Origin of the sequence: Candidatus Chloroploca asiatica (genome assembly GCF_002532075.1) — a bacterium.
GTDB lineage: Bacteria > Chloroflexota > Chloroflexia > Chloroflexales > Chloroflexaceae > Chloroploca > Chloroploca asiatica.
In genome coordinates, this window is record NZ_LYXE01000034.1 from 1 (window position 1) to 11833 (window position 11833).

9 protein-coding genes, 1 tRNA gene and 1 pseudogene are annotated in these 11833 nt (G+C 60.6%); 8 read left to right on the plus strand and 3 right to left on the minus strand.

Going from position 1 to position 11833, the window contains the following annotated elements; genetic code table 11:
• A pseudogene (locus tag A9Q02_RS25290) lies at positions 1-1010 on the plus strand (recombinase family protein); the annotation flags it as partial.
• 494 nt (positions 1011-1504) lie between these two features.
• Here the strand turns inward: A9Q02_RS25290 and A9Q02_RS24080 are convergent.
• Positions 1505-1598: transfer RNA gene (locus A9Q02_RS24080), tRNA-Sec, on the minus strand.
• A gap of 282 nt (positions 1599-1880) precedes the next feature.
• On the opposite strand from A9Q02_RS24080, the gene A9Q02_RS02955 reads away from it, so the two are divergent.
• Positions 1881-2474, plus strand: a complete 594-nt coding sequence (locus tag A9Q02_RS02955; RefSeq protein ID WP_097650875.1) for a hypothetical protein — start codon at positions 1881-1883, stop codon at positions 2472-2474.
• A 64-nt stretch (positions 2475-2538) separates the two neighbouring features.
• Here the strand turns inward: A9Q02_RS02955 and gatB are convergent, their stop codons facing one another.
• On the minus strand, positions 2539-3996 hold the full coding sequence (gene gatB, locus A9Q02_RS02960; protein WP_097650876.1) for an Asp-tRNA(Asn)/Glu-tRNA(Gln) amidotransferase subunit GatB: 1458 nt from the start codon (positions 3994-3996) through the stop codon (positions 2539-2541).
• A gap of 23 nt (positions 3997-4019) precedes the next feature.
• Positions 4020-5192 carry a tyrosine--tRNA ligase gene (tyrS, locus tag A9Q02_RS02965; protein WP_097650877.1) on the minus strand — a complete coding sequence of 391 codons (1173 nt, stop codon included), beginning with the start codon at positions 5190-5192 and terminating at the stop codon, positions 4020-4022.
• A 266-nt stretch (positions 5193-5458) separates the two neighbouring features.
• Between tyrS and A9Q02_RS02970 the strand changes: the two genes are divergently transcribed.
• From A9Q02_RS02970 to A9Q02_RS23555, 6 genes are all read left to right on the plus strand, one after another.
• The gene (locus A9Q02_RS02970; protein WP_097650878.1) at positions 5459-6286 is read left to right on the plus strand and encodes a hypothetical protein; all 828 of its coding nucleotides are present in this window, start codon (positions 5459-5461) and stop codon (positions 6284-6286) included.
• Between the two features lie 15 nt (positions 6287-6301).
• Positions 6302-7027, plus strand: a complete 726-nt coding sequence (locus A9Q02_RS02975; RefSeq protein ID WP_245860234.1) for an LppX_LprAFG lipoprotein — start codon at positions 6302-6304, stop codon at positions 7025-7027.
• A 130-nt stretch (positions 7028-7157) separates the two neighbouring features.
• Positions 7158-8717, plus strand: coding sequence for an MFS transporter (locus A9Q02_RS02980; RefSeq protein ID WP_097650882.1), 1560 nt, complete (start codon positions 7158-7160; stop codon positions 8715-8717).
• Positions 8704-10734, plus strand: a complete 2031-nt coding sequence (gene dnaG, locus A9Q02_RS02985; protein ID WP_097650879.1) for a DNA primase — start codon at positions 8704-8706, stop codon at positions 10732-10734. The genes A9Q02_RS02980 and dnaG overlap by 14 nt, the downstream gene beginning before the upstream one ends.
• Before the next feature lie 214 nt (positions 10735-10948).
• Positions 10949-11152 carry a hypothetical protein gene (locus A9Q02_RS02990; protein WP_097650880.1) on the plus strand — a complete coding sequence of 68 codons (204 nt, stop codon included), beginning with the start codon at positions 10949-10951 and terminating at the stop codon, positions 11150-11152.
• 369 nt (positions 11153-11521) lie between these two features.
• The coding region (locus tag A9Q02_RS23555) for a hypothetical protein (RefSeq protein WP_141508675.1) at positions 11522-11833 on the plus strand (312 nt) is incomplete at its 3' end.

Below are 11833 nucleotides of genomic sequence, written 5' to 3' on the forward strand. Positions count from 1 at the left end.
GCGCGGCCCGCCGCGAGGAGTTCCAGAAGTTGCTCACGGCGGCCCGCCGCCGTGAGTTTGACCGGGTACGGGTCGAGAGTGTTGACCGCGGCCATCGCAACGATATGGAGCGCCGCCAGTTCGAAGCGGAGCTACAGACGTTCGGTATCCAGGTGCTCTATGTCGGTGAGCCGGAGAAGCAGGCCCCGCAGTATCGTAAGTTGCAGCGCGGTATCCGCGGCGTGCTGGCCGAGTGGGAGGTCGATGAGACGAGCCAGCGCACCTACAAGCGTCATCGCTTTCGTGCCCAGCAAGGCAAGTGGCGCGGTGGCCCAATCCCGTACGGCCTCCAGCCCGATCGCACCGGCTGGTTCGAGCCTGATCCGGAGACCTACCCGATCTTGCTCTGGATGCTGGAGCGGCGTGCGGCGAGCCAGGGCTACCACGCGATCACCAAGCAGCTGAACCAGGGTATCGCGCTGGCAGAGGGGCAGCCACGCGAGGTGCCGCCGACCCCCGGTTTGATCATGTATCGGCGGAAGCCGTACCTAGAGCGCCAGGATCCCGAGACGGGTGAGCTTATCCATGAGCCACGCCCGATGCCCTCCGGCACCTGGACAGTCTCGACTATCGAGAAGATCTGCAAGCGGGTTTTTGACGGGGTCTATGCTGGCGTCTTGCGCTGGGGTGAACGCTACAACAAATTCGAGGAAGACGCCGATGGTAATCGCAAACAGGCGGTGCGGGTCGAAACCGGCAGGCCGCTGATCCCTGAGGAACTCCTCCGCCGCGTCCAGGCCGTGGAGTTGGCGGCGCACGAGGGTGAGGCGGCGACGATGTCGGCCTTCAACAGCTACCTGCTCACGCTCCGTTGTGGTGCGTGCGGAGGCGCGATGCATGGCTATACCAGTACCAAATACAAGGGAGACAAGACGTATCGGTATCGCAAATATCGTTGTGCCAGACGGGTCAACAAACCTGGCGCATGCCGTATGCCAATGCTCAGCGCCGACGAGCTCGAGCGCCTGGTACTTGACGTTGTGATGAAGGACATCATTGAGCGTAGCCACGAGGCGTTGGTGGAAGAGATCAACGATGCCATCGCCCGGAAGCACACCGAGTTGCTCAGCGCCATCGCGGTGGCGGAGGTGCGGCTGCGTGAGTTGGAGGAGCGGCGCGAGGCGGCGCTTGATGCGCTGACCACGCAGTACAAGGGGGTGACGGAACGCACGCGCGCCGCGTTGGCCGAACAAGCCGACCGGATGGTGTGCGCGTACGATGAGGTGGAGGAGCAGATCCGCAAGCTCCGCCTCGGGATGGCCGTGATGGACGAGCAGGCGCGGTCAATCATGTTGATCTTGACCGACCCACTGCTTGACCCGTCCCGCTGGCAGGAACCCGAGGCGATCCAAGCACTTAAGCGGGCTTTGAAGCTTCTCGTCCATGACCTGATCCTCAGGGAGAAGGTACCGGGCGAGTTTCATGTGGAGGTACAACTCTATGCAATTCGTCAAAGTCTATTGCACGAGAGCGCGTGGGAGTCGAACCCACCGACGAAGCTCGTCACCCCGCCCGCTGGTTTTGAAGACCAGGGCAGCCACCGGGCCACATCCGCTCTCGCAGTGATTGTAGCCTGATCTGGCTGTTTGTGTCAATCTGCTTGCTGCATGCGCACATGCCGTTGGGGGTGCGCCCTAATCCCCCCCAGTTTTTGGTTCGTTGTGGCGGTGAAGTCGCTACAATGAACCAAAAGAATCTCGTCAGTCGGCGACGCCGCTATCACCAGAGGCGAGCTTGGCAATGGCCCTCGCCCTCGGCCTCGGCGCCTTTGACGGCTGGGGGGCAAGCTGTTACACTTGCCCAGGATGCAATCGTTCTAGCCAGAAAGTGTACCGCATTCTATGACAAGCATCGCGATCCTCGGTGCCTTAGGAACCCTCATCGGCTTGATTCGCGCACTCCCCCAGCTCCTGCTGCTGCTACGCACCCGCCATGCCTACGGGGTCTCTGTCGACACGGCTGCCACCAGTTCTATTGTAAGCTTCGGCTGGGCTACTTATGGGTTGTGGACCAATCAGTTCTATGTCAGCCTCGCTACAGGGGCGTCTGGTGTGGTCTTTGCGATCATTACGGTGTTGGCCCTCCGCTTTGGACGGCGGGTACGCGAGTTCACTATCGCACCCGTCTGGCTCGTCGTTCTGCTCCTCGCTTCTGGCTTGGGAGGGACGACCGGGCTCGGCATAATTCTTCCCGTTAGCGTGCTCGCTGCGAATGTTCCTCAGCTGTGGGTCGCCTCTCGTGAAGGCAATCTCGCCGATGTATCGTTGGGTACCTGGCTTCTCTCGATGGCCGATGGGATCGTCTGGGGTCTCTATACGCTTATCCAACCCGACATGGCGATTATGATCTTTGCCGGTTTGCAACTCACGACGAGCAGCTTGATCGTCCTCGTGAAGCTTGCCCATATGCTGCGACTGTCACGACAGCCGGCGTAGCCTTCGCCCTTTGTCCAGGCCTATGCCGAGCGCGTCTGCCAGAGCCAGCCGCGCTCGCCAGCCTTTACCCCAGTTCTTGCTCAAGCAATGTGCGTACCTGCTGCGGGTTCGCCTGCCCTCGCGTTGCTTTCATCACCATGCCAACCAAAAATTGCACCGCGCTTGTTTTGCCCCCACGGTATTCGGCGATCGCTTTGCTCGCTTTGCTGTCGGCGAGTACCTCGCGTACGATGCTTAGCAGGGCGTCGCTGTCGCTGATCTGCGTGAGCCCGCGCTCGACAACGATTTGCGCCGGTGCTGCGCCGCTGTCAAAGCTGAGTTCAAAGACTTGCTTGGCAACGCTCCGTGTGATCGTGCCGTTGGCAATGAGTTCGATCACTGCGGCGATGTGACTCACGGGCATGCGTTCGCTTAGCTGCGTCGGTGCTTCGCCACGCTCTTTCAAGAGCCGGAAGCCTTCGTTTAAGACCCAGTTGGCGACGTCTTTTGGGCTGCCGCCGCTCGCTTCTGCCGCCGCAACCGCCGCTTCGTAGTAGTCGGCAATCGATCGCTCCAGCGTTAGCAGATCGGCGTCTTGTGGGCTGAGCCCGTACGCGCTTTCAAAGCGCTCGCGCCGTGCGTCAGGAAGTTCCGGCAGTTCCTCGCGGCGCGCAGCGATCCAGGCCGCATCTAGTTCCAACGGCGGGATGTCGGGTTCGGGAAAGTAGCGGTAGTCGTGGGCGAATTCTTTCGACCGCTGGCCGACCGTCTCCCCTTTGAATTCATCCCAGCCCCGGGTCTCTTGTACGAGTGTGCCGCCCGCTTCGAGTATCGCCGTCTGGCGCTCGATTTCGTACGCCAGCGCTCGCTCGACAAAGCGGAATGAGTTGATGTTCTTGATTTCGACTTTCGCTCCGTAGGCCTCTTGCCCTTCCGGGCGTACGCTTACGTTGGCGTCACACCGCAATGCCCCTTCCTCCAGGTTGCCGCTGTTGACCCCGATCCAGACCAGGATCTGCCGGATCTTCTCAAAATAGAGCCGCGCTTCCTCGGGGGTGGTCATGTCTGGATGACTCACGATCTCCATTAATGGTACGCCGCTCCGGTTGTAGTCGATCAGCGAGCCGCCTTCGTCGGCATGCAAGAGCCGCCCGGTGTCCTCTTCGATGTGAATCCGCTCGATCCCGATCGTTTTGTCAATACCATCGCTCCGTCGAATCGTGAGCGAGCCTTCCGAGCAAAGCGGCTGATCATATTGTGAGATCTGATACCCTTTGGGAAGATCGGGGTATGGGTACGATTTGCGACTGAAAACCGAGCGCTCGTTGATCGTGCATGTCAGCGCTAGGCCACTCAGCGCGGCTAGTTCCACCGCACGCTGGTTGACGACCGGCAGTGTCCCCGGCAAGCCGAGACTCACCGCCGAGACGTAGGTATTTGGTTCGGCCCCGGCGTAATCTGATGGGCAGCCGTCAAACATTTTTGAGGCTGTCTTGATGTGGGCATGGATCTCCAGGCCGATCGTGACAAGATAGGTGGGCATAGGCTCCTCGTTTGAACGTAGCCTCAGATGATGCGGATAAATTTGCGGCGGCCAACCTGGATGACGACGTTGGCCCCAGGGCTCACGGTCTGTTCATAGCTGGTGACGCGCTCGCCATCAAGTTTGACCCCGCCGCCGTCAATGAGGCGCCGCGCTTCACTCTTCGACGCAGCTAGCGCTGCGGCAACCATCACCTCAATGATGCTCACCGGTGCGTCAAGTTGGTGCTCGGGGATCACTTCGGGCAGTTCGCGGTTGACAAATTGCCGAATAAACGCCTCTTCCGCCGCTTGCCCGTCAGCCGGGCTGTGGAATTGCGCCACCACTTCGCGGGCCAGGCTCATCTTGAGGTCGCGTGGGTTGACGCTGCCTTCAGCGAGACTCTGTCGGATCGTGGCGACCTCGCTCATCGGACGGTGGCTCAACACTTCAAAATAGAGCGGCAAGACTTCGTCGCTCATTGACATAATGCGACCAAACATTTCGTTCGGGGGCATCCGAATATCAACCGTATTGAGGAACGTCTTGCTCATCTTGCGTCCGTCGGTGCCGGGGATCAAGGGCACCAGCAAGACCTGTTGCGGCGTCATGCCAAGTTGACCCATCAGTTCGCGACCAGCCAGGATATTGAACTTCTGATCGGTGCCGCCAAATTCAACATCGGCGTTGATCGCGACTGAATCATAAGCCTGCAACATCGGGTACATCAACTCAAGGATGGTCAGTGGTGTCCCGGAATCATACCTTTTGCGGAACGTCTCGTGGGCCAGCATCTGGGCAAGGGTAAAGCGCCCGGTCAGGTCAAGCGCCTGCTCAAGCGTGAAGGTGCCAAACCACTCGCTCTGCCAGCGCACCTCGGTGCGTTGCCGATCGACCACGCGAAAGAATTGCTCCATATAGGTCTCGGCATTCTGCCGCACCTCGTCGGCGGTTAGACGTGTTCGCGCCTCGTCGCGGCCCGACGGATCGCCAATCTGCGCTGTCCAGTCGCCAACAATCAGGACGACCTGATGTCCAAGATCCTGGAACATCCGCAACTTGCGTAGGCCTACCGCGTGACCAATATGCATATCGGGTTTGGTCGGATCAAAGCCCTGTTTGAGACGCAACGGCTTGCCCGCAGCCAGGCGCTGGCGCAACTCCGCCTCGACAATCACCTCGGCTACCCCGCGCGACAAGAGATCATTCGGCTCCATCTGTCTCTCTATTCATGATAAGCAAGCGTTCTCGCAGGGGGTATTGTACAACAAAAAGCTGATCATCTGGCACTGGCCTGTGCTACAATCTCAGCAGGGGCGACGCACCCACCTCTGCCGTCGCGCAACGTTGTACCCGTGCCCTCAGGTAGGTGCTTTGCCTTCCGCCGGGAGGTTTAGGGTTCTGCAGTAGCCCTATACCACGCACTATCGCTCGTCTTGGTTGTGCGATCCGCCATCAGAACGAGCAAAGAATGGAAAGGCTCATGTTTCGACGTTTTCTGGCCCTCTTCGCCCTCGTACTCCTCGTTATACTCGGTGCCTGTGGCGGGACACCCGCTGCCAGTCCTGCTACCGAGGTTCCGTCTGCACCGGCAACGGCAGTGGTGGAACCAAGTCCGGTTCCGCCTGCTCCCACAACTGAACCTACCGCTGAGCCAACGACTGAGCCAACAGTTGACCCGGTGGGCGCGACAGATACTTCTGGTACCGATGCTGCTGATGCTGCTGATCTCTCTGCACTTGAAGATTTGGATTTGTCAGACGTTGATATCAGTGGCCTCCTCGGTGGCATCCTCGGTGGTGGCGTTGGGGCCGGTGAGACCGTGACGAATCAACTTGGCTATTCCCTGGTCGTTCCTGAGGGTTGGTCAGTCTTGATGAATGTTGCTTTTGAGGGTACTGGCGCGGTGATGATGGTGCCCGAAGGTACCGATCCGATGGAAGGCCCTGATGAGAATGTTCTGGCCGTCAATGTTGGCGACTCTTCGGTTGTCTTTGATGATGCTGCGTTGCCGCCAGATGCGAGTCTCGATGATCTCATGAGCTCATTTCAGAATGAAATGATTGAAGAAGATCCCGATGTGAAGGTGAGTGATGTAGAAAATGTACGCATCGGTGGCCTGCCTGGACGTGCCGTTAATATCACTAGTTCTGTGCCGGAGACGAATGAGGAGGTCTTTGTCCGCCTCGGGATCGCGCGCATCGATGACGCTCGCATTGTGACCGTCATTGGCATCGCGACTCGCGAGCTCTGGGATCCTGCCGCCGTAGATGCTGTCTTTGCGTCACTCGATCTGAGTGGGCTGCAATAATGTAGTTTCTTTGAGGTGATTGTCTTGCTTCAGCGCTTCCTTGCTGCTCTGTTTGTCATCGCTCTGCTGAACGCCTGTGGCGGGCCGGCTGGCCCGCCACCGACGCCGACCCCGACGCCGCGTGAACTCAGTACCGCTGTCGGTCAGGCGACCCAGGCTAGCCAGAGTGTCCATTTTCGGATTGCACTCAGTGGTCGCCCCGTTGCTATTGATGCGACGGGTCTGACGGTGCTGAATACGATGGAGGGCGATCTGCTCCGCCCTGATGCGGTGCTGGCGGTGCTCAGCGTCACGCTCGGCGGTGCTATCGCCGAGTTGCGTACGGTCTCGTTTGAGGGTCAGCAGTATCTGACCAATCCCTTGACCCGTCAGTGGACATGTCTCGATGAGGGGCTTGCTTTTGATCCGGCGGTGCTCTTTGCACCCGATCGCGGCATTGAGTATCTGCTGCAAGAGGGTTTTGCTGAGGTGACCCTCGTTGGTACCGAGGATCTTGCCGGTCGCCCCCATTACCATCTGCGTGGCACCATGGACGGGGCGCAGTTGCAGGCGATTAGCCTCGGTCTGCTCGGCGCTGGTCCGGTGGCCGTTGATCTCTGGGCTGACCAGGCGACGATGCTGGCGACCCGGTTGATCCTGGTCGATACCGCGACTGATCCGGAAAATCCGACAACGTGGACGGTTGACTTCAGCGATTATGGCAAGACCGTTGATGTCCGTGCGCCGGTGCAGTGTCCGTGATGCGCTTGCAGCTTGTAGCTTTGCGCTTGTAGATTGGGCGCAGCGAAGGGTCTCATGCTTACCGACGGCAGAGATGCTTCGCTGCGCTCAGCATGACTATGCGGCACCTTCACGTGTCACATTGGATGAAATGACGATATCATCAGCCTCAGACCCTGCCCTGGCCCCACCGCGCCCCGGCGTTGATCCACGCCTCACGCTGGCGTTGCTTACGCTCGCGATCTTTGTGGGTGCCGTCGATCTGACGGTGGTTAGTGCGGTGCTGCCCAAGATCATGCTCGATCTGCGTGTCTCGCTCGATACCGAGCTCAACCGCGCTGCCTGGGTGGTCAGTGGCTATCTGCTCGCCTATACGATCAGTATGACGTTTATGGGCCGCCTGTCGGATCTGCTTGGCCGCCGCCAGGTCTATCTGGTCTCGCTTGTCGTCTTTCTCGTTGGTTCGGTGATCGTTGCGTCTGCTCCGACGCTCACGATTCTGATCACCGGTCGCATCGTGCAGGCGCTCGGCGCGGGCGCGATGGTGCCGGTGAGTATGGCGCTTGTCAGCGATCTCTTTCCGCCCGGGGCGCGGGCCGCCGCGCTCGGCTTTATTGGGGCCGTTGATACCGCCGGTTGGATGGTTGGGCACCTCTATGGCGGGGTGCTCATGCGCCTCTTCGATGATTGGCGCTTGCTCTTTTGGGTCAATCTGCCTATTGGCCTCGTGGCGCTGGTGCTGACCTGGTGGGCGTTGCGCAATGTGCCCCAACAACGCGCTACCGGCAGCTTCGATTGGCGCGGGACGCTCTTGATTAGCGCGAGCCTCACGGCGCTTAACCTTGGTCTCTCGGCGGGGGCCGAACTGGGGGCGACTGATTTCTATGGCGAGCGCATCGGGCCGCCGCCGTATGCCCTTCCGCTCGTGCTGCTGGCCTTTCTGCTGCTGGCCGCCTTTGTCGTGTGGCAGCAGCGCGCCCGCGATCCGTTGCTCGATCTTGCCCTTTTTCGTGACCGTGGCGCCGCCGCCGCTTCGGTGATCAATGTTATGATCGGCTTTTCGATCGCGCTGGCGATTACCAATGTCCCGCTCTTTATTAATACGCGCCTCTTGCTGGCGGCCCCGACCGATCCCGATATTCTGCGCCAGGCCGCCTGGGATGCCGGCTGGATGCTGTCGGCCCTGACCCTGACGATGGCCGCAGCGGCTTTCCCCGGTGGTCTCGCCGCCGGTCGTTTTGGCGATCGTCCCGTTGCGCTTATCGGTCTCACCCTGACCATGCTCGGTTTTGGTCTGATGAGTCGCTGGAGTGCGGCCGAGACCTATGCTACCATGGCGGTACACTTGATTCTTGCTGGTCTTGGACTTGGCCTGGTCATTGCCCCCGCTGCCGACGCGGTCATCCGTGCCGCCGCCGAAGATCGTCGTGGCGCTGTCTCGGCCGTTGTCATTGCGCTGCGCCTCGTTGGTATGACCGTGGGGGTCGCCATGCTGACGCTCTGGGGGGTGCAGCGCCAGGATGCGCTCCGGCGCGCCGGGGCCGATAATCCGCTGGTCAGTAGCGATCCGGCCCTCTTTTTGATGGAGATTGCCGCCCAGGTTATCGGCGAAACCTTTCTCTTTGGGGTGGCGGCCCTGGGGATCGCGGTTATAAGCGCAGGCTTGATGCAGTCGTCACGTTCGCAACGGGGGCACGATGAACGAGATTGATGAGATCCGCGACAAAATCGATCTCGTTGAACTGATCAATACCCACGGGGTGAGTCTGCGCAAGGCGGGACGCAACTACGTTGGGTTTTGTCCGTTTCACCCCAATTCGCGCACGCCGGCCTTTACGGTCTTTCCTGATACCCAGAGCTTCTACTGTTTCGGGTGCCAGGCTTCTGGCACGGCCTTCGATTTCCTGATGCGCAAGCAGGGCCTCGATTTCCCTACGGCGCTCGAGCAATTGGCGGCACGGGCGGGCGTCAAGCTAAAGCCACGCACCGAACAGGCGCGTGCCGAGGATGCGCGGCGCACCAAGTTGCTCGAGATCAATGCCGCCGCCGCCAAGTATTTCAACTACGTCTTGCGCGAGTTAAAACGGGGTGAGCCGGCGCGGGCCTATGTGGCCCACCGTGCGATCAACGATGCCATGGTTGACGCCTTTCAACTCGGGTATAGCCTCGATGACTGGGGCCATCTCTTCACCTATTTGACCGAGAAGAAGGGCTATGCGCCTGAGGATGTCGAAGCATCCGGCCTGGCGATCCATCACGAAAACCGGGGCTATTATGATCGGTTTCGCGGGCGGTTGATCTTTCCCATCCGCAATGCCAAAGGTGAAGTAGTTGGTTTTGGCGGGCGCGCCCTCGGTGACGGTACCCCCAAATACTTGAATACCCCCGAAACGCTGATCTACAAAAAGGGCGAACTGCTCTATGGCCTCGATCTTGCCCGCGAGGCGATCCGCGTCGCCGATTGCACCGTGGTGGTCGAGGGCTACATTGATGTGATCACGGCCCATCAACACGGCTTTCGCAATGTTGTCGCCCCGCTCGGTACGGCCCTGACCCGTGGTCATGTCGGCCTGCTCAAGCGCCTCTCGCACCAGGTCTATCTGGCCCTTGACGCCGATGCCGCCGGCCAACGCGCCACCCTCAAAGGGCTGAATACGCTCCGCGAGAGTGCCGACGAAGAGGGCGGCCATCTGGTGACGACGGCGCAGGGCGCGGTGCGCCTCGAAAGCGACGTTGCCCTGCGCATTATCCGCATGCCCGAGGGCCGCGACCCCGATGAGGTGATCCGTAGCGACCCTGACCTCTGGCAAAATCTCGTCACCAGTGCCGTGCCGGTGATGGAGTTCTACCTGAGCGCGTATACCGCCGGGCTTGACCTGACGCGCCCCGAAGATCAGCGCCAGGCGCTCGACCGACTCTTGCCCTTGCTCAAAGAACTTGACGGTACGCAGCAACGGGTCTACATTGCGCGTATCGAGCATGTCGTTGGCATCAGGGCCGAGCTGATCCTCGATCTGCTCAAGGGCAAGGTCGACCGTCCGACCAATCGGCGTCCTGCGGGCAAAGGCCAGCCCGATCGCGTGCGCCCCGGTATTCAGGTGCGTGCCATCCCAACCCCGCCGCCCGACGATGCCCCGCACCCTGCGACAAGCGCCGAAGAGACCGAGGGGCGTCAACCCCAGCGGCGCCCGGGTTCCCCCACCGAAGCCTTTCTGCTGACGCTCGCCCTGCGCCATCCCACTGTCGAAGCAGCGGTCGAGGCGCTCCTCGAAGCCAGTAATCTCCACCAACCGGCTCTGCGCGAAATCTTTGGCACGGGCATCGAAGATCTTCTTGAAAATCCGATCCACAAAGAAATCTGGCGTCACTACGCAACGCTCCCGATCGAATGGCGGCCAACGAACGCCGATGATCTGACCCGCTGGATCGACGGGCTCGATGAAGCGCTGCGCAGCACTGCAAGTGCGCTGCTCGCCGCGCACCAACGCACCGCCGAAGACTTTCGCTACCGCCAGGAAGCCGAGCATTGTGCCCGCAGTTTGCGCATCGAACAGGTGCGTCGGATGCAACAACACCTCTTGCAACGCATCAAAGATGAGCAAGACCCACGGTTGCACAACGACATGCTTGGTCGCTTCAGCGCCCTTACCGCCTTTCTCGCCACCACCACCACCCCTCGACGCAGCAGCACCTACCCCGATCTTCGCGACACCCTCGGCAAAGAGTGACGGCACCCGCCGGGAGGACGCGGTTGACGGCGCTCAAAGATAATTCTCATCATGATCTCATCAACCACATAGAACCATGTATCTCGATTATACGTCATACATAACAGATAAGCCGGGATTGCCGATGATGCAATGACGCAAGCGCAAACCCCTCCCCTGATGCGAGGATGCGGCTTATGCCTAGAAGTGGATGCATACGGCAGAGGAGATAATCATGGAGCAGATGCTAACCCTTCGGACTGAGTTTCGTGTCTGGCAGGATGAGCGGTTCGGATGTATCTGGCGGGTGGCGTATCGTGAAGGTGCCGATGAAACCGTCGTGAGCTTCCCTGATATCGAGGCCCTCGGCGACTTCCTCAACGAGCAGTTTGGCCTTGATCTGCTCGAAACGCACGAAAACATGGTTCTCGCCGCCTAGCCAGACCAACGCGGCGACTCGGTCGACAAGGGCACCCGCAAGGGGTGCCCGTACACCGGGCCCGGCCCCCGCCAGGGCACCCGCAAGGGGTGCCCGTACACCGGGCCCGGCCCCCGGGCCCGGCCCCCGGCCCTGTAGGGGCACCCGCAAGGGGTGCCCCTACAGGGCCGGGGGCCGCCGTTTGTGCCGAGACCGATACACATTAGGGACTACGCAGTGGCATCAGGACGCGCCCCGTTACCAGGGCGCTTCGTTATTTCGGCCTGACCGCCATTTCTGCTTGGGTATAGACTTGCCAGCCTTCGCGGATGGGTGTACATGGAGCTTTACCACAAACCCTTGTGCATCCCACGCGAAAGGCTGGCAAGCGTGTATCATACCATTTTTGCCCCACTGACCCGTCGGCAGCAGCGCCAGATCGCACGCCTGCTTGCCCTCGCCCTGCTGCCCCTCGTGGTGGTGACGAGCACCGGGGACGCGGCCGAACGGCTCCCCGTGCCGGTCGCCGTCGCCACCTCAGTGCGGCGGATCCGCCGCCGCCACGCCCGTTCGCATCCCGTCGCCCCGCCGCTCCGCGGCTTCGGGTCGGTTCTGCGGCGTACGCCCCTATGTGCTAGACTACCTTTGGACACCATGCTCCCAAAAAACCGTTGCATGCAGGGCGGTACGAGAGGATCGTTG

Excerpts from the sequence above, each read along its gene's own strand:
- A9Q02_RS02955 (WP_097650875.1), top strand. The coding sequence starts at position 1,881 with ATGACAAGCATCGCGATCCTCGGTGCCTTAGGAACCCTCATCGGCTTG.
- A9Q02_RS02970 (WP_097650878.1), top strand. The coding sequence starts at position 5,459 with ATGTTTCGACGTTTTCTGGCCCTCTTCGCCCTCGTACTCCTCGTTATA.
- dnaG (WP_097650879.1), top strand. The coding sequence starts at position 8,704 with ATGAACGAGATTGATGAGATCCGCGACAAAATCGATCTCGTTGAACTG.
- A9Q02_RS02990 (WP_097650880.1), top strand. The coding sequence starts at position 10,949 with ATGGAGCAGATGCTAACCCTTCGGACTGAGTTTCGTGTCTGGCAGGAT.
- A9Q02_RS02980 (WP_097650882.1), top strand. The coding sequence starts at position 7,158 with ATGACGATATCATCAGCCTCAGACCCTGCCCTGGCCCCACCGCGCCCC.
- gatB (WP_097650876.1), bottom strand. The coding sequence starts at position 3,996 with ATGCCCACCTATCTTGTCACGATCGGCCTGGAGATCCATGCCCACATC.
- tyrS (WP_097650877.1), bottom strand. The coding sequence starts at position 5,192 with ATGGAGCCGAATGATCTCTTGTCGCGCGGGGTAGCCGAGGTGATTGTC.